Consider the following 24378-nt stretch of genomic DNA (forward strand, 5'->3'; position numbering starts at 1 on the left):
GTTTTAATTGTCAAAAATAAACTATTTTTGACTAAATTCCTTTCTTTAAAAAATCAAATAGTGAGAAGATGCGTCCTTTTTTTATAATTATATTGAGTCTTATTATTAGAACTAATGATGTTTTTTCACAAGAAGTAGATGCCGTAAAAAAAACTGAATTAAAAATAGAAAGAGCAAAAAAAGCATTGAGAGAGTTAGATCCCAAAAAATCAATGATGTTAGCTCAAGAAATACTATCAGAATCCTTTCAGTTAAACAACAATGCTTTGAAATCTAAAGCCTATCTGATTTTAGGGTCTAATTTTACTGAATTTGCAAATACTAAAAAAGCAAAAGATTATTTTTTAAAATCATTATATTATGCTAATCTAGAGGATAATGATACTCTTAAGAATTTAATATATAATAATCTTGGAGCTCTTTGTTCTTATTATGAAAATAATTTTGAAGAAGGTATTAAATATTATAAAAAAGGATTATTTTATACAGAAAAAATAAATAAACCTATTCAAACCGTTTATAACTCTTTGAATATTGCAGGAGCTTACGTTGATGAAAATCGTTATGAAGAAGCAATACCTTTTTTAAAAAAGGCGAGTTTGTATATAACGGGGCAAAAGGAATCAGAGGCACAATTGAATTACAATGCTTTATGGGCGCGTTATCATAGCTATAAAAATGAAAAAGCTAAAGCAGAATACTTTTTTGAAAAAGCAATTCATTATGGATTAAAAGAAAAAGAAAATTTGCTTGATAGTTATTTGTCAGAAGTTTATCTTGATTATGCTTTGCATTTTGAAAAATTTAAAGAGTATCAAAAAGCTTTAAAATACCAAAAATTAAGTTCTCAATATAAAGACAAAGTTTATAACGAATCTCGTTCAGAATCAGTAAAAAGTGAAGAGGATGCTATCAAGATAAAAGAGTATGAGGAACAAATAAATTATATTGAAAAACAAAAAGAAGAACAAGAGCTTAGTTTTAAAAAAACCTATCTAATCATTTTTTTGTTTATGATTATTGTAGGGTTTTTAATTATTTTGGTCTATATACTATATCAGAACAATCAGCATAGACGTAAAAGTTTTGTGCGTTTGAAAAGAATTAATAACGAGTTAGAAGAAGCCAAAGATAGAGCAGAAGAATCTACACGACTTAAATCACAATTTGTTTCAACTATTATACATGAATTGCGAACTCCTTTGTACGGAGTTATAGGGATTTCTGATTTATTAGCAGATGAATATCCCGAAATTAAAAATAGTAAATATTTAGAGTCTTTAAAGTTTTCAGCCCAATATTTGTTGTCTTTAGTAAACGATGTTTTACAAATTTATAAAATAACAGAAAAAAAAATTGTCCTAGAAAAGAGTAATTTTAATCTTTGGGATAAAATGGAAGCTATTAAAAATAGTTTCTATATGCAATCAGTTAAAACAAAAAACACAATTAATATAAAAATTGATCCTAGAATACCAGAAAAAATTATAGGAGATGGTCTTAGATTATCTCAGATTTTAATGAATTTGGTTAGCAACGCCCTCAAATTTACAGAAAAAGGGAAAGTAGATGTAAGTGTTCAATTGCTTACCAGAATAGATAATCAAATATGTTTAGAATTTGTTGTAGAAGATACAGGAATAGGAATTGCCAAAGAAAACCAAAAACGTATTTTTGAAGAATTTGTTCAAATAGAACGAAGAGAAGAAGACTATCAAGGAACAGGTTTAGGATTGCCAATTGTAAAAAAACTAATAGCTCTGTTTGGAGGTGCCATTTTTTTAGAAAGTGAAGAAGGTAAGGGGACAAAGGTAATATTTCAGTTGAGTTTTGAAATAGATGATCAGATTTCTTTACCTCACTTATTAGTAGAAGAAAAACAAGAAAGAAAACTTAAAGTACTCTTAGCAGAAGATAATAAGATTAATCAAATAGTAACAGAAAAGATATTACAATCTTTTGGCTACCACGTTATAATTGTTGAAAATGGTTTACAAACAATAGAAATTTGTAAAAAAGAACAATTTAATATCATCTTTTTAGATATTAATATGCCTATTTATGACGGATACGAAACCGCTATTCATATAAGAAACTTAAAAATTAAAACCCCTATTATTGCATTGACTGCTTTTGATAGATTTGAGGTGTTCAATAAATGTAAAAAAGCAGGAATGAATGATGTATTGATAAAACCTTTTGAAAAAGAACAATTATTGAATGTTTTAAATGAGTATGTTGAATTTTAGAAAACGTTCTAAGTAATACCATTTAAACTTAAAATGTACTGAATTAAAAAGTAAAATTCTTGATCTGTTTTTTTATTTTAAAACAACCCGAACAAACGGTTGAGTATATAATTGAAATCATCGTTGGTTCGAGCGCGAAGCGTATCGAGAACCAATACTAATTTATTGCTTTTGTAGAATAGTATCTAAATTAATATGCAGTTTGTCACTCCGATGTAAGGAGGAGTCTGATAATCGTATTATGTGATTTCTTTCTTTGATTGAAATGAACAAGATTGCGAACTTTTTGGACAGTCTCAAGGTTAAAAAAAATAGTATTATGAGGGAATTTTAAAGTTTAAATGGTATAAATTATTGTAGTAAAGTTAACTTTTTTCAATGGTTAACATTGTAATACTATTGCTCCCCAAGGAAAGTTTTAGAAGAAGAAATAAAGATTAGATTATTTGTGTGAAAAAATATTAAGCGATTAAAATAGAAGTAAATAATAACTTGTTTCTTCAGTTTGCTTTCTGTGTTTATATTGTGTGGATCATACTTAATTTGATGAATAAAAGTATCCTAAAAGTAAATAATTAGACTTATCTAGTTTCTTGAGTCCGTTGACTTTGTTTAGAATTAAGGTTTTAGACTTTTAGGATACTTTTTTTAGTAGTTTTATTTTTTCTTACGTTTTTCTGCGCGTTTGCGTTCAACGGCACGATTTCTAGGGGCTGTTTTACGCGGTTTTCTTTTGCCAGGGCCTCCTAAATTTATTTTTTTATTTTTTTCTGATTTTTCTTGAAAAGCGCTATTCTCTGATATTTTTGTTTTTTTAAGTAAATGTTTTATTTTTTGCTTTTCTTTTTCAGGACCTATTAGTTGTGTAGAAATTTCTATGCTGTCAGGAAGCTCTAAAATAGGAATTTCTAAATCCATTAGCATTTCAGCTTCTATTTTTATATCTTCTTCTTTAGGTGTAATAAAACTGATAGCAACGCCTTCTGAATCTGCGCGTCCAGTTCTACCAATGCGGTGGATGTATTGTTCTGGAATTTCAGGCATTTCAAAATTTATGACATGTGTAATGTTAGAAATGTCTAATCCTCTTGCCATTACATCAGTAGTAATGATTCCTTTTATTTCCCCTTTTTGAAAAGAAGACATAGTAAGTAAACGATAATTTTGCGATTTATTTGAATGAATTATACCAAATTCATCAGGGAATTCTGCCTCTATTTTATCATGAAGCATATCCGCAATTTTTTTATTATTAACAAATATTAGAATTCGTTCTAATGATTCACTTGTTTGTAATAAGTGTTTTAATAAATTGACCTTTGTATTGAAGTTAGGGACATGATATGATAATTGTTCTATCTTCTCTAAGGGAGTACCTGATTTGGCAAGAGTAACTTCCTCAGGGAAATCAAAATAATCATTCAGCATTTCGTCTACTTCATCTGTCATTGTAGCTGAAAAAAGAATGTTTTGACGTTTCGGTTTTAACATACTTAAGATAGATGTAATTTGAGGACGGAAGCCTAAATTTAACATTTCATCAAATTCATCAACTACTAGTTTAGTGACTTCTTGTAGTGATAAGACACCATCTAAAGATAAGTCCATTATACGTCCAGGTGTTCCTACTAGAATATCTATGCCTTGATATACTTGGTTTTTCTGAGTATTTATGTTCACACCTCCATAAATTCCCAAGGTTCTAACGGACATATATTGTGTGAGTTTTTCTACTTCATCTACTACTTGTACTACGAGTTCTCTGGTAGGAACTAAAATCATTATACGAGGATTGTATGTTTGAGCAAATTTATATTGCTTTAGTAAAGGAAGTAAATAGGCAAATGTTTTACCTGTTCCTGTTTGAGCAATTCCCATTACATCTCTACCCGACATGATTACATTAAATGATTTTTCTTGTATGGGAGTAGGACTGACAAATTTTAATTCGTCTAATGATTTTTGTAAAGATTTTGGTAGATTAAATTGCTCAAATGAAGACATATTTCTAATTATATTTTTTGCAAAGGTATTGTTTATAGTCGATATTTTTAAAATAAAGAACTATAACTTCAATTGAAATTTATATTTAGAAGTATTTTTCTTGTGAAAAAGAGAAATTAGCTGCTTAGGAAGTCTAGAAAGGTTGTCCGAAAAGTAATGACTTAATGTTTTGATTGTTTCTTTTTATAAAGAGGACAATTTTTATAATAAAGTTTATTATTTTCTTTTGTTATAGCAATGATAAGATTATGATCTTCTCGGACAGCCATTAGTATTTTTAACTATTTAGCATTACAGGCATTACAAGCATAGTAACGGTTTCTCCTTCGTCTAATCCATCAGCGGGAGTTAATATACCAGCACGATTAGGCATAGACATTTCTAACTGAATCATGTCGCTTTGTAAATTTGTCAACATTTCCATTAAAAAACGAGAGTTGAATCCAATTTGCATATCATCGCCTTGGTAATCACAAGTAAGACGTTCTTCTGCCTTATTTGAATAATCAATATCTTCTGCTGAAATGTTTAATTCAGCACCTGCAATCTTAAGACGGATTTGGTGTGTAGTCTTGTTTGAAAAAATAGCCACACGACGTACTGAACTTAAAAATTGTGCACGATCTATTAATAATTTGTTGGGATTTTCTTTAGGAATAACAGCTTCGTAATTAGGGTATTTTCCATCAATTAATCGACAAGTTAAGACGTAGTTGTCAAAAGAAAACGTGGCATTAGCATCGTTATATTCTATAGTAACTTCTGAGTCAGAGGCTGCTAATATACCTTTTAGAATGTTTAAAGGTTTTCTTGGCATGATAAAGTCGGCAACTTGAGAAGCTTTTACATCAGCTCTAGCATATTTAACTAATTTATGAGCATCTGTAGCTACAAAAATTAATCCTTCTGGTGAAAACTGAAAAAACACACCACTCATTACAGGGCGAAGATCGTCATTACCTGCTGCAAAAATAGTTTTACTTACAGCTGTTGATAATACTTCTGCTGGTACTAATGTTTTAGAAGGGTCTTCTAAAACGACAGCTTTAGGGAACTCAGCACCTGGTGAGTATGCTAAGGCATATTTACCAGATTGAGAACTAATTTCAATAGTGTTATTCTCTTCTACTGTAAAGGTAAGAGGTTGTTCTGGAAATGTTTTTAAAATTTCTAATAGCAATTTAGCGGGTACAGCCACGCTTCCCTCACTGGTAGAATCTATGTTTAAAGAAGCCGACATAGTAGTTTCTAAATCTGAGGCAGAAACGACTAATTGGTCTTGTTTTAATTCAAATAAAAAATTGTCTAGAATAGGCAAAGTATTGCTACTGTTTATTACACTACCCAAGACCTGTAGTTGTTTTTGTAAATAAGAACTCGATACAATAAATTTCATCGCAAATTATTTAAGTAAGTAACCTTATGGTGTATAGATTTTAGTTTTTACAAATATATCGTAAACTAATTAGTTTTTGAAATTATTTTTTTAAATAATTATTGAGCAAATTTTCGCTTTCTTAAATAGTTTAAAATAATGCCAAAAAGAATTAAAATAAGTAATGGTGCACCAACGGTAATGAATTGAATATAAGCATATTCTTCGTATACTTTTTCTTTGTCTAATAATGGTAGATTTACCTCTTTACTACGTATGTAAATCAGTCCTGTATCGTCTAATAAGAAGTTTACACAATTCATCAAGAACTCTTTATTAGCATATATTTGATTGGTCCACTTGTCAAAACCTAGCTCCATTGGTTGTCCATTTTGATCAAGTTGGTTTTTAATAATGTCACCATCAGATACTATTATCATTTTAGAATCCTTACCTATATTTTTAAATTCAGATGATTTAAAGGCCAATATACGATTTTCAAAAACAGAATGAAATTTGCCTTCTAATAATAATGCTATAGGAAAATTTCCAGGAGTATAATCTTTTGCAAGAGGTTTTTCATTTACCATTTCAAGACTAACTTCCACAGGTGTACCTACTGTTTTTGAATAAGGAGAGGATTTTAGTAAAATAGTTTTTTTGATATTATTTTTTAAAGTGTCAATAGGACTCGAAAACTCAAACTTGACACCATCAATATTATTTACAATGGGGTGTTTGCTTTCTGTATATGCAAAAGGAGAATAGAACCAAGGATAGTTTTGATATTGTGTTTCACTTCCTCTTTTGCCTGTAGCTAATGCTATAGGAACAGCTTGCATATCTTTAATTAAAACAGGATTTATACGAAAACCATATTTGAAGAACAAATCATTTAAACCTAAATCGTTTGTGAATGCTAATGTATTTCCTGTTTGATTAAGATCTTCCATAGAAACATTTACAGCGTCTATTAACCAAAGTGTTTTTCCTCCATTTACTATAAATTGATCTAATACTTGTTTTTCAGCATCAGTAAAGCTGGATTTTGGTTTTGCAATAATAGCTAAATCAAATGTTTTGAGTGCTTTTTGTATTAATTCAGGTTTTGTTTTTACAGAATCAATAGGGAAAGGGGCAATAAAATAATTATCACGAACCGTTTGTAAAAAATCAGCTTTTAAAATATCTGGGAGCTCATTTTTGCCCTTTATGATTGCAATTTTTTTCTTTTTTGGGGTAGTTATTTTATGAAAGGCATCTGTAAAAGCATATTCTAGATGTTGTACTGAATGAATAACTTTTTGTTCTGTGCTAGCTCCCATACGATTTTTAAGTAGAGGAACTTTTGTGCTTTTACCCTTATATGTAGCAATAGCCCAAGGATAGACAACTTCTTGTGATTGTTTTCCTTTGTCATCAACCGTTATTTTGACAGGAGTTAGTCCACGTTCATAAAATTGTTGCATTACAGCTTCTGCTTCTTCGGGGTTTTCAAGTGGATTAACGAATTGAAAGATAATATTAGAATTATAAGCTTTTAATTCTTCTAATATTTGTTTTGTTTCTCGTTGTAGGCGTTTGAACTCTATAGGGAAATTGCCCTCTAAAAAAACATCCACATAAAGTGGTTCTTGTGCGTTTTTTAGAATATTTAAAGAGGTTTCTGATAATGTATATCTTTTATCTTGTGTTAAGTCAAAACGTTTGAAAATATAATGACTAATACTATTTAGTAGAACTAATGCAAGGATAAGACCAATTATTTTTTTTGTGGAATCTTTCATCTTATTTCTTGTATTTTTTAAGGTTAGTAACAGTTAGTGTATAAAAGAAAAAAATGACACTCATAAAATAGATTAGATCACGTGTGTCAATGACTCCTCGGCTGATACTTTTGTAGTGATAGTCCATTCCTAATGATGCTACAAAGTCATTAAAATTTCCAAAAAAGGTGAGTGTAGAAATACCTTGAAATCCAAAATAAAATAAAAAGCAGACTAATACAGCCGTTAAGAAAGCCACAATTTGATTATCTGATAAAGTAGAAGTATAAACACCTATTGAAGTATATGATCCTATTAGAAATAATAATCCAAAATAAGATCCTAATGTACTGCCAAAATCTAAATTTCCTTCGGGCAATCCTAAATCATAAATCATTTTTATGTAAACTAAGGTAGGGATTATAGCAATAAGAATTAATAAAAAAGCACCTAGGGATTTACCAATAACAATTTGACCTAAACGTATAGGTTTGGTTAATAGGAGTTCGATAGTTCCTTGTTTTTTTTCATCGGCAAAACTACGCATTGTTACAGAAGGAATTAAAAACAATAAAATCCAAGGAGCAATTGTGAAAAAAGGAGCTAAATCGGCAAAACCAGAATTAAGTATATTATAGTCACCTTCAAAAACCCATAAAAATAATCCCGTTATGAGCAAAAATAAAGCAATAACTAAATAACCAATAGGAGATCCAAAAAATAATCGAAATTCTTTAAAAAGTATGGCTTTCATAAAATATGGTATAGGTTCAAAAGTCCTAAAAATATAATAAAAAATTAATAGATAGATATAGAAGCAAAGCTTTACGCTAAAGAAACCAGTTTGTTTACACTCCAAGCCTCTGGTTTATCATTAAATAGTTTTTTTGTAAAGGTCCAAACTTCATCAAATAATGCAGAATTTCTATAATTTTCTAGATCTTCTGCGCTTTCCCAATAGCTGTAAGTAAAAAATATACACGGATTATCTTGATCTTGATAAAGTTCTAATAATTGATTTCCAGGTGAATTTCGAATTTCATTTTTTATTTGCTCAAAATTTTTTAAAAAAGTGGGTATGTTTTGCTCGTGAAAACTAAGTTTTACTATTCGGACTAGCATATAGATGGTTGTTATGGATTTAAATTTATTCAAAAATAACGCTAATAGTATCTCTATATTTTAAACCCAATAAAGATTTAGCTGTGCCAGTGGTGTTTGGGTTGCTTTTAAATATAGCAATTTCTAAGTAGCCTGCTTCATTAAAGAGTGCTAATTTTTCGCCCTCATAGTCTTTAAGCGTATAACCTTCTCTGATATTAAAATCAGAATAAGAACGATGTATTTTCTTTATGGTCTTGTTACCAAATTTTATTTCAAACTTTTTATCAATATTTAATTTTTCAAAAGAATTACGAGTAATATTGGTCACGCAGTTTCCGTAATGATCAATGTATATAACATTTCCTTTTATTTTGTTTGATTCTACTATTTCTTGTAGTTGATTTTGTGGCTTCAAATCCTCAATCTTTTTGCCAATGATATCTAATTGTCCTCCTTTTGCAATATGACAAGCTACAGCTAACAAAATGTCCGTATCAGTAGCCGTTTGAGGGAGGTGATTTGTAACATTAATTTCGATTATGTTTTCTGGTTTTTGGTTTTGACAGACCAAGCTCATGATGCCGTTATCAGCACACACAAAATAATGTTCGTTCCAATACACTACCAGATGCCTTGTGTTTATGGTTTGTTCACTATCTACACCTATTAGATGAACAGTACCTTTGGGAAAGTTGTAATATGCAGCACTAATTACGTAACTTGCTTCTATTATGTTGAATAGGTCTATTTGATGAGAAATATCAACAATTTGAGCATTAGGAATTTGTGTGAAAATTTTTCCCTTTAGTGCACCTACAAAGTGGTCTTTGACTCCAAAATCGGTAGTAAGTGTAATTATTGACATTCGATTGTTTATAACTATTGCTGTATTATTGAGGCAAAATTAGTAGATTTGGGATAAACAAAACGAATTTATTTTTAACTAAATTAATCTGACTTTGAACGAAAGGGTTATAGAATTAGAAAATATAGCTCCTAAAGAATTTTGGGGAGCTCATGACAAACATTTAGAAACAATAAAAAAATACTATCCAAAGCTAAAAATTATAGCAAGAGGAACTACGTTAAAAGCCTTTGGAGAGGAAGAAGTGTTAGATGAATTTGAAGTGCGATTTCGTAGATTGATGCTTCATTTTACACGTTTCAATAGTATAGATGATAATGTTATTATGCGGATTATAGAAGGAGATGTACAATCAAATTCTAAAATATCTGATCATGATAAAATATTAGTTCATGGTGTAGGAGGGAAGCTAATAAAAGCCATGACCCCCAACCAACAATTGTTAGTAGATACTTTACAAAAAAATGATATGGTTTTTGCTGTAGGACCTGCAGGAACAGGAAAAACCTATACAGGAGTTGCTTTGGCTGTTAGAGCTTTAAAAGAAAAACAAGTAAAGCGAATTATATTAACTCGACCTGCTGTAGAAGCTGGCGAAAATCTGGGCTTTTTACCAGGAGATATGAAGGAAAAGTTAGATCCGTATATGCAACCACTTTACGATGCTCTGCGTGATATGATTCCTCCTCAAACTTTAGAAGATTATATTATGAAAGGGGTTATTCAAATTGCACCTCTAGCTTTTATGCGTGGTCGTACATTAGATAATGCGTTTGTTATATTAGACGAAGCTCAAAATACAACACATAGTCAGATGAAAATGTTTCTGACTCGTATGGGACGAAATGCTAAATTTATTATTACAGGAGATCCAGGTCAGGTAGATTTACCTCGTAGAACAATATCAGGATTAAAAGAAGCTCTTTTAGTATTAAAAAATGTAGACGGAATAGGAATAATTTATTTAGATGATAAAGATATTGTACGTCATAAATTAGTTAAAAAAATTATTGATGCTTATAAAAGCATAGAAAATCAAGATTAATCAATAAACGTTGCTAAAATAACCTTGTGAGAATGGTTGTTGAATACGAGTAAATACACAAATAAGGATGTTCTGCGTCAGCAACGAGAACCTTTAACCAAAGAAGGAAAATGCGAGAAACGACAAAAATATTTACTGGAGGAAGCAAGACAATCATAGTTGACGGAAAAATAACCGAGACAGTTGGTGGAGATTATCATATTTGGGCAGAAAGTATTGAATATAATGCTGGTGAACAAATTATAATGAGCGGAAAAGAAAAAGGAGTTACATTTGGCGAATATGTTCCACCTGAAAAATATTACACTACGCATCCTTATGTTGAAAAAGTAGAATTTTTTGACCAAAACAATAAACTACTCAATCAAAACACCAAAGATTTTTATTATGGTCAAAAACTCAAAATAAAAGTTACCACCAAAAATGCCAAAGACAGCAAAATGATTTATCTTACCTTGCAAGGAAAATCAAAAAGCAAGAACCAAAATTTTGATATGATGAACGGTAGCGGTTACCGTTGGGGCTTTGTTCCTGTTTTTAACAATCAATACGAAACGCCACTTTTTGAACTCAATCCAAATTGGTACAGCGATGATTTAGAAGAATACGATTATGACCAACACATAACCAAAATAAAAGAAGAAGATTTAAACGAATTTTATGTCAAAATTAGCTTTGAAGCCAAACCCGTTTATTTCCCACTCGAAGGCGAACGCCTAAAACCAGTAACCTACAAACGAAATTATGAAGAGTTAATAGGTTTATTCAAAACAGATGATTCAGGTTCAAAAGATTTATTAACCAACTACGAAAATAAATTTATAGACGCGCACAAAGAAAAAAACGATGCCATAAAAAACATTGTAGATGGATTCTCTGAATATCTATGCGAGGATAACAGAGATTTAACCACAGACCAAATCGAGGCAAAAGTAATAAAAAGTGCTAAAGAATTGTGGGATTATGCCGTTTGGCAACACAAAGACCATACTTCTACCATTGTTACCAATATCAAAAAAACAGGCGAAAAGAAAAAGGAAATAAAAGAAATAGAAGCCATTCTTGATGACCGACCATTGTATTGGGCAAGAATTGCAATGCAAGTAATCCTAAAACGCCAATATGTTTACATAGAAGATATTAAAACATTACCCCAAAAAGACCAAGACGATTTCTTTATCAAATCAATAGTTCCGAAAAATAGTAAACTTTACAAAGCAATACAGCTTTTTGAAGAAAACAGCCGTAATTATACTGGAATAGATTTCTCAAAAGCGAGTGGCAAGAAAAAAGTTTTGATTACGGGGTTTGATCCGTTTGTTTTAAATCCTTTCCACAAAAAAATAAAAGGAGATATTAAAACTTCAAATCCTTCAGGAATATCAGCTTTATACCTTAATGGATTAACAGTTGGAAATGCTTATATTCAATGCGTTGTTGTACCTGTTCGTTATGAAGATTTTGACAATGGTATCATAGAAAATTTGGTGGAAAAATATATTTCTCAATTTGATATAATGATAACAACAAGTAGAAATGATTCTAACTTTGATTTAGAAAGATTTGCTAGTAAATTTCGTGGTGGATTTTTGGATAATGCGAATATAGGTTCTACGTATTTAGAATATAATCAAGAAAGATTTAAACAAATTTTAACAGGTAATGAGTTTTATGAAACAACCTTGCCTATTAATAAAATAATGACAGGAGATTTGTCTCCTTCAACTGGAAAAATTTACTTTGATCAAACCTATATTGATGATCTTAACAATTCTGAAGATCATCCCTCTAAAAATAACAATTCACCAACATTTAAAAAAATAAATATAAAAGGAAAATCAACAAATGATTCGGGATCTGGTGGGGATTATTTATCTAATGAAATTATGTACAGAGCCGCCAAAAAAAGAGATGATTTGGCTATGAATAATTTTAAAGCAGTTGGACATATACACATTGCTGACAATTTGAATACCGATGATTTTTTAGATATAATGACTAAAATAATTAAAAATGCGACTAAATAAATTATTACTTTTCTTAGCTTTTTTGTTTTTTATCAATATTTACGCACAACCAAGTACGAAAAAATATTATTTTGATGGAAATATTTATGTTTTAGATAACAATAAAAAGCTTCAATTTATTACTAAAGACTCAACTCACTTATTTTCAAAAACTGCTCAAATGGAACTATCAATAGTACAAACTGAAATTGATACTCCTAAAAACAACAAACCTCTAATGTTTGAAAATAGGGTTCATAAATTTATAAAAATTAGAAGTATAAAATCAGAATATTGGAATGAACAAAAAATAGGTGTATTTAAACTAATTTTTAAAATTGAAAAAAATAGTAAGATTATGTTAATACATTTTAATTTTTTAAATTCTAAAAAAGACACTAAATTAGAAAAATTTGTCATCAATTTTAAAGAAGGAGAATATGAAGTTACTGATTCTCAAAAACCAGAGTTGATTTTTGTAAAATAAATGAACAGTAAACGAACTATAATTGCACCAATTTTGCCGACCGCACAACAAGAGTTTTGAAATAGTGTGGCTTCAGACTCAATTTAATGTTGGTTTTGTATTTGTAAAGTTCAGTATCTCTCAAACTGAAAGTCTAGGCTTCTTTACTCACACCATCGCAAAGCTCTAAGACGACAAATACTAATTTATAAAAAAAAATAAAACAATTACAATATAAGAGGTAATAAAAATTATTACGATTGGTTAAGTATTTCATTCCAGTTTTTAAAACGAAGGTCTTCTAAAGTATACTCATTTAAAGTTAGGATAAATGAATTATAGCCTTTCTGTAATAAATGTTTTAATTGGCATTCACTACTCGAAAAAATACAAGGTTTAGCTTTGCAATCAATAATAGGATTTTCATCCTGTTCTAATAAATGAATTAAATTGCCAAGAGGGGTTTCTAAGGTTTTTTCAGCAATACGTATTCCGCCTCCTTTGCCTCTTTTGGTTTCTATTAAATTATGATTAGAAAGAAACTGAATCACCTTTATGAGATGATTCCTAGATAAATTAAAAGTACTAGCTAGCTCATCTAAAGAAGTAGCTTTTTCTTTATTTAGATGAATTAAAAAAATTAGTACTCGCATAGAAAAATCAGTAAAATGATTCAGTTTCATAAACTTTTTTAATTAAGATTCAAAAGCTGTGGACCAAATTCTTCAAAATGAATAGCGTCTTTATCCACACCTAAATTAATGAGCGATTGATAATGTGATTTTATAAATAATTCAGGTCCACAAATATAATATTTAGCATCTTCTATTAAAATTTCTTCTTGATGATTTACTAAATTAATCCGTCCTCTCCTTACACTGTCCGTTTCAGAGTCTATTTGTTCATAATATGTATACGATTTTAAATTTTTGTCTTTTTGAGCTATTTCTTCTACTTCATCTCTAAATGCTTGTACTTTTTCATTACGACAACTATGTATCCATATAGTCTGATTGTCATAATCTTTTTGGCTTTGAAGCATACTTAATAGTGGAGTAATTCCTATTCCTCCGCTTATTAGAACCATTGGATAATCTATTTTCTTTTCAATATTAAAAATGCCTGCTGGTGCTGATACAAATACTTCACTTCCTTCTTTTTTATGATGTAGAGTATTAGAAACTAATCCGTCAGGATTATTGTTAGTGCCTTTTTCTGATTTTACAGATATTCTATAATATTTTTCGTTAAATGAGGATGAAAGACTGTATTGTCTTGGTTGTTCATGCCCTAATTCTTCTATATGAGTTTTTATTGTAATGTATTGTCCAGGTAAGTAATCAGCAATCGCTTCGTTGTCTTTGGGAGCTAAATAAAAAGATTTAATCTCTTCACTTTCTTCAATTATTCTCGTAATGATAAAACTTCTCCATCCTTTCCATCCTCCTTTTTTGCTAAGATTATTTTGATACATTTCTTCTTCTATTTGTATCATTAGTTGAGCTAATTGCCAGTAAGCTTTAGTCCAAGCATTTAATAAATCCGCTGTTGCTGATTCTTGTAAAACTTCTTGTATGGAAGCAATTAAATGATTTCCTACAATTTCATATTGCTCTTTAGTAATATTAAGACTAACATGTTTATTGCCAATTGTTTTAAGTACATTTATTAATACACTTGGGTTTTCTATATGTTCTGCATAAGCTAATACAGCCATAGCTAAAGCAGTTTGTTGTTTACCACTTGCTTGATTTCCTAAATTAAAAATATTTTTCAATTCAGGATTATAAGTAAACATTCTATTGTAAAAATGTTTTGTCAATAATACACCATTTTCTCTTAATACAGGGATAGTTGCTTTAATTAATTCTTTTTCGGTTGTTGTCATTATAAATTGTGTTTTATCAAGCAAATATATTAAAAAATAATAATAAGTTGTATTTTAAATACAACAAATAAAAAAATGATTTATCTTGTAAGTAAATAGGAAACCTTTACTTTTGTAGTACTGTTTACAACAATGTAAATTATAACAACAACACAATGAACACTATTACTTCTACCCAGTTTAATTTTCCTGGGCAAAAATCAGTTTATCACGGAAAAGTACGTGAAGTTTATAATATCAATAATGATCTATTAGTAATGATTGCTACCGATAGGTTATCCGCTTTTGATGTTATCATGCCAAAAGGAATTCCGTATAAAGGACAAATACTAAATCAAATTGCTACAAAATTCATGGAAATGACAAAAGATATTGTTCCTAATTGGTTAGTGGCAACACCAGATCCTAATGTAGCAATTGGTCATTTATGCGAACCTTTTAAAGTAGAAATGGTTATTAGAGGATATTTATCTGGTCATGCAGCTCGTGAATATAACGCAGGAAAACGCACATTATGTGGTGTTACAATGCCAGAAGGAATGAAACCTAATGATAAATTTCCAGAGCCTATAATTACACCCACAACTAAAGCAGAAGTAGGAGTACATGATGAAGATATTTCAAGAGAGACAATTTTAACAAAAGGAATCGTTTCAGAAGAAGATTATCTAATTTTAGAAAAATATACACGTGCTTTATTTCAAAGAGGAACAGAGATAGCGGCCTCACGGGGATTAATCCTAGTTGATACAAAATACGAATTTGGTAAAACAAAAGAAGGAAAAATAGTCTTAATTGATGAAATTCATACACCCGATTCCTCTCGTTATTTTTATGCTGACGGTTATCAAGAAAGACAGAATAAAGGAGAAAATCAAAAACAATTATCAAAAGAATTTGTTCGTCAGTGGTTAATATCCAATGGGTTTCAAGGAAAAGAAGGACAACAAATACCGGAAATGACTAACGAATACGTAGAAACAGTTTCTGATAGATATATAGAATTGTATGAAAATATTATAGGAGAAAAGTTTCAAAAATCTGATATTTCAAATATTCATGATCGAATTGAAAAGAATGTTCTAATTTTTTTGAATGAAATAAAATATATTTAATTTTTTGTTATATTTGCACTCTTAATCTGATTTACAAAAATAAGTTTATAAATATAATGATATGAAAAAAATAATTTTAGTTTTATTTATTTATTTATTTATTACTATCCTGTAGTAATGATAAAGATTTGGTTAATCTAAATACAAACCAACCTACTGATGTAGCTGCTCAAGACCCAACAGAAAATGATATAAAAGAATATTTTGATTTTCCAGTAACATCTATTAAAAAGCCAGATGAAATCGTTAATACTATCACTAACACCAGAGGACTTAAAAAAGTAGGGTATAAACAGGTAGATTTATTAGTTGAGAATACCATAATAGAAAAAAAAGATGCTGTTAAAGGGGAGGTAATTGCAAAAAATTCTGGAAAATTTGCTAATAAACCCTTTTCTAAATCATATACGTTTTTTTGCTCGCCAGATGGACCTAATGATAATTCTGAAGATTCATATATTGCCGAAAATATAAAAATGGAATGGAAACCTGAATTTAAAGACAGTCCAGAAGAGTTAACAGATCTAGATTTTGATGCTCTTTATAGGTTAAAAAAGACTGATTTATTTACTATAGAATACCTAAGTAAATGGATTGATTTCTATTCTAAAAAACCAAACTCTGATAAGAAATATAAATTTACTTCTGAGGATTTAAAAAATATTAAAATTACAGAAATAAAAAGTTCCGAAATAAGATTTGAATCTGTAGACATAATTTTAGAATATAAAAATAAATATTCATTTTATTTATCTTTTGAATTTAATAAACAAAAATATTATAAAAAAAAGATTGTTTTAAACAAAGATGAAATAAGAAAATATTATGCGTCTGGTGTGTATGAAAATTTAGAAGAATTCAAAGAAACGTTGTTTAAAACCTCAAATGATTTTGTTTTAAAGATTTCTAATAAGTACTTTGTAGATTATAAAAATAATGTTATTATATGTTCTGTTTTTTTATTAGGAAAAGGAAGAGGAAATGAAAAGTTAGCTGATATCGTTAGATATGAAATTACAGGTTTCAAGCCTTTATCCGACTTTTCTAAAGAATTTATAGTTCAAAGAACCGATAGCTTAGATCGTTATATGCAAGATATTTTGAAAGATACACCTGATGGAGATGTAAAAGCAATAGTTTCTCCTTTAAGTAATAAAATTGAAAAGGAGCTTCAATACGGTATGATTAGAGAAGATAATATTATTAATACCTTAGGAGATAATCTTGTTATTCGTTTATCAAATGGACAATTAGCACTAAAGTTAAAAGAAGAATCTGGTAATAATCCTAATTTAAAACCTTTGATACCTCTGAGTCAAGATATTGCACATAAAGATATACACTTTATCCCTCTTTTTACTATAGAGTCAGCAGTTAAAAAACAAGGTAAGTTAATACTTGAATTAAACTTTCTTATTTATAGATACTCTTCTACTATAGGTATATTTAAAAGAGTAATAGTAGTCAATCTATAAAAACGGTAATGTGGTGAAAAAATACCAACTGTTTTTTTACCTTTTAATCCTTTTATTGTCCTATTAAATTAGAGAGGACCTTTGATCTGCTGAGGGGAAACCAAACAGTAATAAGTTTGATGATTATACGATAATTGAAGAAGGTGTCCTAAAAGTCGAACTCACTTTCTGAGAATCGCTTATATGAAAATTCTCTCAAATAGGTGTCCGAATATTTTAGTTATAAAAAAGGCTGTGCATTTTGGACAGCCTCTTTTCATCTAATTAATTCAAGTTGGTAGTTTAAAAGAGGTAAGAAAGAAAAGCAAAGGTTAAGTAAATTTGTTTTGCGAACCAATAAAAAAACCCCGATGCTTAATAAAGACAAAATTATATCAACTTATTGTTTAATCGATGATATTTTACAAGGAATTGATCATAAAGAAGACATTAGAAGACGTGTTAGTGATAGTGAAATTATTTTAACAATAATTTTGTCATCAACAAGCTTTTATGGTAATCATTGTTCGGCTATTAAGTTTGTCAAATAATATGGATTTATCCCAGAAATGGTGGATACAAGTAGGTTTAACAGACGATTACACAAAATAGCAAATCTACTTTATGAGTTATTTGAAATTGTAAGTTCCTATTTTAAAGAATTTTCTTTTGAAATGCAGTATATCATTAATTCATTTCCTGTTCCTGTATGCAATAATATAAGAATTATGAACTGTAAAATTCTAAAAGAAGAAAAATACAGAAGCTATACAGCAAGTATGCGAAACTATTTTTATGGCATTAAAGTGCAATTGCTTACGACAAAAGATGGAGTTCCAATAGCTTTCCTTTTTACACCAGGAAAAACTGGAGATGCCAAAGCTATAGGAAAAATGATTGGCAAATTACCTGTAAAAGCTTCATTATACGGCTATAGCGCTTATACCGATTATGGATTAGAAGATATTGCCTTAGAAAGAAAAGGTATTTCATTGAAAATTCAACGTAAATCAAATGCTAAAAGAATAGATACTTTAGAGCAGAAAAATGAAAAACTAAAAATGAGAAAAAGAATAGAAACAACAATAAATGATATTAAAAAAATATTCCCTAGAACCATACATGCTATGACATTGGAAGGATTTTTAATAAAACTAACATTGTTCATTTTTGGACTTCAATTAAACAAAACAATCAACTAGCAACTTGAATTAAATAACAAAATTTTATTGAAATTTGTTTCAATAAACTCTTCGAAGCTTCATGTTTTACAATACTTAACAGCTATTTCACGAACTATTTTTGACTATAAAAACCTTTTATCTATAATAATGATATAAAAATAGTACTGGAAAGATCTTATATTTCTATTTGTTAAATAAAATTAAACAAAAAAGTTTATTATTTGATTTTTGGTATTATATTTGTAGTCTTCTTTTTAGATTTAGTTTATAATGAATCTAAATAAAATTAAAAATAAAATGCTATGAAAAAAATGATTTTACTCCTTTCGGTTAACCTGTTATTGTCTTGTAGTAAGGACAAAGAACTTACAGACTTAAAAACAGATAATACTGTAAATACTACTGATGTAGTTGCTCTAGTAGATCCAACCGAAAATGAATTAAGACAATATTTTGATATAGAATCTACACAAGATATTGATAAAGCAACTAACCATATAACAACAATAAAAGAACCAAAGAGTATTAAAAACAAAGAATTATCAATAAAAGAAGCAATAATAGAAAAAAAAGATATTGATAGAGGTATAATCGAAGCGAAAGTCTCTGGAACATTTGGAAAAAAAAACTTTTCAAAACTATATACATTCTTTAATTTTGTTCAAAAGCCCAATGACTGGCACATGATAAATCGTGCCTACATGAATTGGAAACCTGAAATTAAAGATAATCCAGAAAAATTAACAAACATAGATTTTGATTCCTTTTATAGATTAGGAAAAAAAGATATAATTACGATGGAGAACTTGAGTAAATGGGTGGATATATATTCTAGTAGTCCAAATAATGTTGTCTATAAATTTACTCCAGAAGATTTAAAAGACACAGAAATCGTAGAAATTAAATATACAGATAGAAGATTAAATTTTAAATTAAAATACAAAAATATAGAAGGAAAAGAAATCAACCTACACTTTGATAAAAATAAGTATTATAAAACAAAAGTAGTATTAAATAAAGATGAAATAAAAAAATACTACCTTCAAGGGACTTTTGAATATTTTGAAGATTTTTATGCTGATTTAACAAATGTATCAAACGATTTTAATTTAGAATTAGTAAATAATAGTAAGAATTTACATAAAGGTGACAATGCTATATCATGTCATTTGTCTTTATTAACAAAAAATGATGTTGAATTAGCCAATTTTGAATATTATTTTGAAGGATTTAAACCATTATCTGACTTATCTAAAGAATTAGTTGTTCAAACAACAAGTGAATTAAACCAATATATGATACGTTATCTAATAAAAACTCCTGATGGTGATGTTCTAGAAAAAGTAAAAAGAACATCACAAATTTGGATAAAAATGGCTCAATTTGGAGTTATCAGAAAAGATAATATTATTAATACACTGGAAGGAAGTTCCGTTATTCGTTTACCAGATAATCAAATAGCATTAAAACTACAAAATGGAAAGGCAACTCAATATAATATTTCAGTAGATGCCTTATTCCCTACAAGTAGAAGAGTATTTCATCAAGATATACTATTAATTAATCCTTATTTTAAAATAAATTCAGCAGTCAAAAAACAAGGAAGATTAATAGTAGAATTAGAATTATATGATGTTAACGAGCAATGGTTAAATAATGTTAAAAGAGAAATGATAATAGAACTATAAAACTTATCATATAAACATATAATTTTATTCAATGAGGGTACTCTAAAAGGTCGTAATCTTTCATTTTAACAAAAAGAAGGCTAGAGACAAATGAATAGACAAAGTAAATTCACAGTACTGGCAATATAACTTTTCCTATCATTTAAGTGATAAATTAAATATTAAGTTACTACTTTTTAGACACCCACATACAATAAAAGAAACAAACCAAAATATCTTAGATATAATCTAAATATCGTTTTCTATCAAATTAGACCTTCCTCGTTATTCTATAAAAGAAATACTAAACAAATAGATTTTTTATCATATATTATATTGTATTTGATTTAAAATCACGATCATTTCATTTTATAATGATTCCCATCTTAGTTAATAAAAAAATAAATATGAAAATAATTGATCTATCCAAAACAATTTATCAAAATCCTAAGGATCCTTTCTTTATGAAAGTGAAAATCAAACATAAAACACATAAAAAATCTAAATGGATTATAAGATTATTTGGATTGCCTTTTAATTTATTTCCAAAACATTTTACAGGATGGGCTGATGATATGATAAAGCAATTGGGAGTACATGCAACCACACATTTAGATGCTCCATATCATTATGGGCCAACCAGTGAAGGCAAACCAGCCAAAACAATAGAACAAATACCTCTAGAATGGTGTTACGGAGAAGGAATTGTTATAGATATGAAACACAAAAAAGATTTTGAAATCATAACAAAAACAGATATCGAAAATTTTTTAAATCAAAAAAATATAGATATTAAACCAGGAAATATTATACTAATAAAAACAGGTCGAGATAAATATATATACGATAAAGATTATTACAAAAAAGGAACAGGAATGTCCGCAGAAGCAACGTTATTTTTAATTCAAAAAGGAGTAAAAGTAATGGGAATAGATCAATGGGGTTGGGATTTGCCATTACCTTATCAAATAGAACAAGCAAAAAAACAAAACCGAAACGACATATTTTGGGAAGGTCACTTAGTAGGCATAGATCATGAATATTGCCACATGGAACAACTTGTTAATTTAGAACAACTTCCTTATACAGGCTTTAAAATTGCTTGCTTTCCCCTAAAATTAAAAGGAGCTTCTGCAGGTCCATCTAGAGTAGTTGCTATATTAGAATAAAAAAACTAATCTACCTACCCCATATAATCACCTCTTAAATACCAAGAATACTTTAATAGACTATTTTTTCCACAAAATTTATTGTAAATAACAATACATTTTGTGGAAAATATCCACTTTATCTAGAAGAAAAAACGCTAGATAAATCAATTTTCTATTTTTCTTCATGTGCAAATCACATATCAAGCAAAACCTATTTGTAGTAATTTCAAAAAAACTTAACTAAAAACTAATTCTAACCTAGGAATTTAAAACATAAAAAAGAAAGTAAAAAAACATACTTTCCGCTCAATTGTATTTTCTAAACAGTAAGTAAAGCTGTTTACATTATATGATTTTGTAGACTTTTAGACGTTATTAATCAAAATATTTGATAAGAAAAAATAACTAAAAAGACTTTATTAAAAACATAACAACCATGTTCTTAAAAAACCTAGTCTAAATTATTGAAAAATTAACAAAAATTAATATGAAAATGATCAATAAAGTTAAAACACTTCTATTTTTAGCGTTAAGTTATCCCGTTTTTGCCCAAAATATAAAATGCAAAACAACAGAAACCAATAAAAACCAAGTAAATAAAATAAGAGTTCAAGCAAATAAAAAATGGGATGAAGAAGTAAACATACCAGAGATAACAGATAAAGATTTAGAAAAAGAGTTTATCATCCCTGTCGTTTTTCATATTTTCGATGAAGGATATGTTTATTACCCAGAAACTAAAAAAGCAAAACCCAATGGCTATTATCTGGCAGATGAGAAAAATATTACAATAGAAAAAATAAAAAAAGCACTCGAAAAAGTAAATGAAGATTTTAACGGACTCAATCATGATTACAATACAGTTGATCCAGATTTTCAAGCTATAAAATCCAAATTAAAGATAAAGTTTGAATTAGCAAAAATTGGAAAAAATGGAAAATATAGACCAGAAGGATGTGTTATATTTTATAAAAAAGATGAAAAAGGCTTTGGAAATAATGATCAAAAAATCAAAAATTTAATACAAAACAAATATGCCTGGGACAACAATAAATACATCAATGTATATATTCAAAATGATATTTTTGATGATCAAGAAAATAACTCCGGTGTAGCCACATATCCAGATCAAGAAAAAACAAATCATAATTTTTCAAGAATAGTATATAGCGGTACATCCATTTATGGTAATACAAATGATGAATTTGCCTCCACACTTACTCATGAATTTGGGCACTTTTTAGGACTCATACACACCTTCGAAAACGGATGCAAAGGAACAGATGAAGTAGATGACACCCCACAAGAAGATACCATAGTAGCAAATACCCAATGTATTTCAGCCTTTAACTGTAATAAAGAAAAAATTAACAGCGAAAATTATATGGGATATAATGGAGCTTACGGATGTTATAAAATGTTCACAAAAGGACAAGTACAACGCATGTACAAAGCATTACATCACTCCAGTAGAAAAAAACTATGGCAAAAAGAAAACCTCGTAGTTACAGGATTACTACAAGAAGAACTTTTATCTAATAATCAATATGATGCAAAAAAAACAATAAACATATATCCAAACCCATTCAACTCCAAAATAGAAATTTCAGTAGAAGAAGATATAAAAGAAATAAAAATATTTGACATCCTAGGAAAAGAAATATTAACCAATCTTCAAACAACTAATCAAAAGATAATAAATATAAATCAACTAGAAAATTTAAAAACAGGACTATATATAGTTAAAATAATCACCGTTTCAGGAAAAATCATTTCTAAGAAAATAACAAAAAAATAAATACTAATAAAAAGAGACTGTCCAAAAAAGTTCGCAATCTTGTTCATTTCGACCAAAGGGAGAAATCACATAATGTTGATTTATTACTTTTAGGACAGCCTCTTCTTTAAAAATAAAACTATTTTCTATTTAAAATAAGAAAAAGTCTCATTATTCTCGATTCTTAAAAGACTTTCATAAATTAACTTTATAACATTTTCTACATCCTCTCTGTGTACCATTTCAACAGTTGTATGCATATATCTTAAAGGTAAAGAAATTAATGCAGATGACACCCCACCATTACTATAAGCAAAAGCATCCGTATCAGTTCCAGTAACCCTAGAACTAGCATGCCTTTGAAAAGGAATTCCTTTCTCTGTAGCAGTATCAACAATTAATTCTCTCAAATTATTTTGTACAGCAGGAGCATAAGCAATGACAGGACCACGTCCTATTTTTAAATCACCTTCAATTTTCTTATCAATCATAGGAGTTGTAGTGTCATGACATACATCTGTTACAATTGCAACATTAGGTTTAATAGTTTGTGTAATCATTTCAGCACCACGTAACCCAATTTCCTCTTGCACAGAATTTACTATATACAATCCAAAAGGTAATTTCTTATTATTTTCCTTAAGCAAACGAGCCACTTCAGCTATCATAAAACCACCCATTCGATTATCTATAGCACGGCATACAAACTTATCCTTATTTAAAATCATAAATTCATCAGGATACGTAACAACACATCCGACATGTATACCAAGAGCCTCTACCTCCTCCTTACTACCACAACCACAATCTATAAAAATATTATGCAAAGACGCACATTCTTCCTTACCTCTTCCGCGCGTATGAATTGCAGGCCAACCAAAAACACCCTTCACAATACCATTTTTAGTATGAATATTAACTCTTTTCGAAGGAGCAATTTGATGATCAGAACCACCATTTCGGATCACATATATTAATCCCTCTTCCGTAATATAATTTACATACCAAGAGATCTCATCACTATGACCCTCTATCACCACTTTATAAGGGGCATCAGGATTTATAATACCAACAGCCGTTCCGTATGTATCCGTAACAAAAGTATCTACATAAGATTTAAGATAATCCATCCAAATTTTTTGCCCTTCACTCTCATATCCCGTAGGAGAAGCATTGTTTAAATAACGTTCTAGAAAACTTATAGAAAGATCATTTAATATTGTTTCAGTACTCATAAAATTTTTTTTGCTAAAATAAAAAAA

The 24378-nt window shown here is 28.9% G+C and carries 18 protein-coding genes and 1 pseudogene; 10 read left to right on the top strand and 9 right to left on the bottom strand.

All coding sequences use genetic code 11. The annotated features are described in order from the left end of the window. Nucleotides 1–68 precede the first annotated feature (68 nt). Nucleotides 69–2249: an ATP-binding protein gene (locus ACUXZJ_RS08085; protein ID WP_446194667.1), complete on the top strand. Its 2181-nt coding sequence runs from the start codon at nucleotides 69–71 to the stop codon at nucleotides 2247–2249. Nucleotides 2250–2906: 657 nt separating this feature from the next. On the opposite strand, the gene ACUXZJ_RS08090 is transcribed toward ACUXZJ_RS08085, so the two are convergent. The 6 genes from ACUXZJ_RS08090 to ACUXZJ_RS08115 form a co-directional block, all read right to left on the bottom strand. Beyond that, nucleotides 2907–4253, bottom strand: coding sequence for a DEAD/DEAH box helicase (locus tag ACUXZJ_RS08090; RefSeq protein ID WP_060383050.1), 1347 nt, complete (start codon nucleotides 4251–4253; stop codon nucleotides 2907–2909). A 277-nt stretch (nucleotides 4254–4530) separates the two neighbouring features. Further along, complete coding sequence (gene dnaN, locus ACUXZJ_RS08095) at nucleotides 4531–5649, bottom strand: DNA polymerase III subunit beta (protein WP_060383049.1); 1119 nt, start codon at nucleotides 5647–5649, stop codon at nucleotides 4531–4533. 98 nt (nucleotides 5650–5747) lie between these two features. Then, the gene (gene gldG, locus ACUXZJ_RS08100) at nucleotides 5748–7415 is read right to left on the bottom strand and encodes a gliding motility-associated ABC transporter substrate-binding protein GldG (protein WP_060383048.1); all 1668 of its coding nucleotides are present in this window, start codon (nucleotides 7413–7415) and stop codon (nucleotides 5748–5750) included. A gap of 1 nt (nucleotide 7416) precedes the next feature. Then, complete coding sequence (gldF, locus tag ACUXZJ_RS08105) at nucleotides 7417–8148, bottom strand: gliding motility-associated ABC transporter permease subunit GldF (protein WP_060383047.1); 732 nt, start codon at nucleotides 8146–8148, stop codon at nucleotides 7417–7419. Nucleotides 8149–8219: 71 nt separating this feature from the next. Next, entirely contained in the window at nucleotides 8220–8516 is a 297-nt protein-coding gene (locus ACUXZJ_RS08110) for a putative quinol monooxygenase (RefSeq protein ID WP_060383046.1), read from the bottom strand. 25 nt (nucleotides 8517–8541) lie between these two features. Next, nucleotides 8542–9363 (bottom strand): SAM hydrolase/SAM-dependent halogenase family protein, encoded by an 822-nt coding sequence (locus tag ACUXZJ_RS08115; protein ID WP_060383045.1) that lies wholly within the window; start codon nucleotides 9361–9363, stop codon nucleotides 8542–8544. Between the two features lie 94 nt (nucleotides 9364–9457). Between ACUXZJ_RS08115 and ACUXZJ_RS08120 the strand changes: the two genes are divergently transcribed. The 3 genes from ACUXZJ_RS08120 to ACUXZJ_RS08130 all read left to right on the top strand — a co-directional run bounded on the left by ACUXZJ_RS08120 (nucleotide 9458) and on the right by ACUXZJ_RS08130 (nucleotide 12901). Beyond that, the gene (locus tag ACUXZJ_RS08120; protein WP_060383044.1) at nucleotides 9458–10408 is read left to right on the top strand and encodes a PhoH family protein; all 951 of its coding nucleotides are present in this window, start codon (nucleotides 9458–9460) and stop codon (nucleotides 10406–10408) included. A 110-nt stretch (nucleotides 10409–10518) separates the two neighbouring features. Beyond that, a complete protein-coding gene (locus tag ACUXZJ_RS08125; protein WP_089047670.1) occupies nucleotides 10519–12435 on the top strand; it encodes a pyroglutamyl-peptidase I family protein in 1917 nt (638 codons plus the stop codon). Then, nucleotides 12422–12901: a hypothetical protein gene (locus ACUXZJ_RS08130; RefSeq protein ID WP_063743794.1), complete on the top strand. Its 480-nt coding sequence runs from the start codon at nucleotides 12422–12424 to the stop codon at nucleotides 12899–12901. Before ACUXZJ_RS08125 ends, ACUXZJ_RS08130 begins: the two co-directional genes overlap by 14 nt. A gap of 233 nt (nucleotides 12902–13134) precedes the next feature. Here the strand turns inward: ACUXZJ_RS08130 and ACUXZJ_RS08135 are convergent, their stop codons facing one another. Together ACUXZJ_RS08135 and hmpA are read right to left on the bottom strand one after the other, a co-directional pair. After that, nucleotides 13135–13563: an Rrf2 family transcriptional regulator gene (locus ACUXZJ_RS08135; protein ID WP_060383041.1), complete on the bottom strand. Its 429-nt coding sequence runs from the start codon at nucleotides 13561–13563 to the stop codon at nucleotides 13135–13137. An 8-nt stretch (nucleotides 13564–13571) separates the two neighbouring features. Then, complete coding sequence (gene hmpA / locus ACUXZJ_RS08140) at nucleotides 13572–14768, bottom strand: NO-inducible flavohemoprotein (RefSeq protein WP_088466728.1); 1197 nt, start codon at nucleotides 14766–14768, stop codon at nucleotides 13572–13574. Nucleotides 14769–14923: 155 nt separating this feature from the next. Here hmpA and ACUXZJ_RS08145 point away from each other — a divergent pair, with 155 nt between their 5' ends. From ACUXZJ_RS08145 to ACUXZJ_RS08170, 6 genes and pseudogenes are all read left to right on the top strand, one after another. After that, nucleotides 14924–15883 carry a phosphoribosylaminoimidazolesuccinocarboxamide synthase gene (locus ACUXZJ_RS08145; protein WP_446194674.1) on the top strand — a complete coding sequence of 320 codons (960 nt, stop codon included), beginning with the start codon at nucleotides 14924–14926 and terminating at the stop codon, nucleotides 15881–15883. Nucleotides 15884–16011: 128 nt separating this feature from the next. Next, nucleotides 16012–17358, top strand: a complete 1347-nt coding sequence (locus ACUXZJ_RS08150; RefSeq protein WP_446194676.1) for a hypothetical protein — start codon at nucleotides 16012–16014, stop codon at nucleotides 17356–17358. 350 nt (nucleotides 17359–17708) lie between these two features. Beyond that, nucleotides 17709–18539 (top strand): annotated as a pseudogene (locus ACUXZJ_RS08155) (IS982 family transposase). 284 nt (nucleotides 18540–18823) lie between these two features. Then, complete coding sequence (locus ACUXZJ_RS08160) at nucleotides 18824–20209, top strand: hypothetical protein (protein WP_063743796.1); 1386 nt, start codon at nucleotides 18824–18826, stop codon at nucleotides 20207–20209. A 386-nt stretch (nucleotides 20210–20595) separates the two neighbouring features. Then, a complete protein-coding gene (locus ACUXZJ_RS08165) occupies nucleotides 20596–21357 on the top strand; it encodes a cyclase family protein (protein WP_446194678.1) in 762 nt (253 codons plus the stop codon). 475 nt (nucleotides 21358–21832) lie between these two features. Beyond that, nucleotides 21833–23137 (top strand): M43 family zinc metalloprotease, encoded by a 1305-nt coding sequence (locus ACUXZJ_RS08170; protein ID WP_158447603.1) that lies wholly within the window; start codon nucleotides 21833–21835, stop codon nucleotides 23135–23137. A gap of 125 nt (nucleotides 23138–23262) precedes the next feature. Here the strand turns inward: ACUXZJ_RS08170 and ACUXZJ_RS08175 are convergent, their stop codons facing one another. Further along, complete coding sequence (locus ACUXZJ_RS08175) at nucleotides 23263–24351, bottom strand: M42 family metallopeptidase (protein WP_060383879.1); 1089 nt, start codon at nucleotides 24349–24351, stop codon at nucleotides 23263–23265. Nucleotides 24352–24378: the final 27 nt, after the last annotated feature.

It is taken from the genome of Flavobacterium sp. TN-1, assembly GCF_052828645.1.

What these genes read in the sequence shown, in the direction of transcription:
- ACUXZJ_RS08110 (WP_060383046.1), bottom strand. Translation starts at nt 8,516, where the DNA reads ATGCTAGTCCGAATAGTAAAACTTAGTTTTCACGAGCAAAACATACCC.
- ACUXZJ_RS08085 (WP_446194667.1), top strand. Translation starts at nt 69, where the DNA reads ATGCGTCCTTTTTTTATAATTATATTGAGTCTTATTATTAGAACTAAT.
- ACUXZJ_RS08145 (WP_446194674.1), top strand. Translation starts at nt 14,924, where the DNA reads ATGAACACTATTACTTCTACCCAGTTTAATTTTCCTGGGCAAAAATCA.
- ACUXZJ_RS08125 (WP_089047670.1), top strand. Translation starts at nt 10,519, where the DNA reads ATGCGAGAAACGACAAAAATATTTACTGGAGGAAGCAAGACAATCATA.
- ACUXZJ_RS08175 (WP_060383879.1), bottom strand. Translation starts at nt 24,351, where the DNA reads ATGAGTACTGAAACAATATTAAATGATCTTTCTATAAGTTTTCTAGAA.
- gldG (WP_060383048.1), bottom strand. Translation starts at nt 7,415, where the DNA reads ATGAAAGATTCCACAAAAAAAATAATTGGTCTTATCCTTGCATTAGTT.
- hmpA (WP_088466728.1), bottom strand. Translation starts at nt 14,768, where the DNA reads ATGACAACAACCGAAAAAGAATTAATTAAAGCAACTATCCCTGTATTA.
- ACUXZJ_RS08090 (WP_060383050.1), bottom strand. Translation starts at nt 4,253, where the DNA reads ATGTCTTCATTTGAGCAATTTAATCTACCAAAATCTTTACAAAAATCA.
- ACUXZJ_RS08130 (WP_063743794.1), top strand. Translation starts at nt 12,422, where the DNA reads ATGCGACTAAATAAATTATTACTTTTCTTAGCTTTTTTGTTTTTTATC.
- ACUXZJ_RS08170 (WP_158447603.1), top strand. Translation starts at nt 21,833, where the DNA reads ATGATCAATAAAGTTAAAACACTTCTATTTTTAGCGTTAAGTTATCCC.
- gldF (WP_060383047.1), bottom strand. Translation starts at nt 8,148, where the DNA reads ATGAAAGCCATACTTTTTAAAGAATTTCGATTATTTTTTGGATCTCCT.
- dnaN (WP_060383049.1), bottom strand. Translation starts at nt 5,649, where the DNA reads ATGAAATTTATTGTATCGAGTTCTTATTTACAAAAACAACTACAGGTC.
- ACUXZJ_RS08160 (WP_063743796.1), top strand. Translation starts at nt 18,824, where the DNA reads ATGAAAAAAATGATTTTACTCCTTTCGGTTAACCTGTTATTGTCTTGT.
- ACUXZJ_RS08135 (WP_060383041.1), bottom strand. Translation starts at nt 13,563, where the DNA reads ATGAAACTGAATCATTTTACTGATTTTTCTATGCGAGTACTAATTTTT.
- ACUXZJ_RS08165 (WP_446194678.1), top strand. Translation starts at nt 20,596, where the DNA reads ATGAAAATAATTGATCTATCCAAAACAATTTATCAAAATCCTAAGGAT.
- ACUXZJ_RS08115 (WP_060383045.1), bottom strand. Translation starts at nt 9,363, where the DNA reads ATGTCAATAATTACACTTACTACCGATTTTGGAGTCAAAGACCACTTT.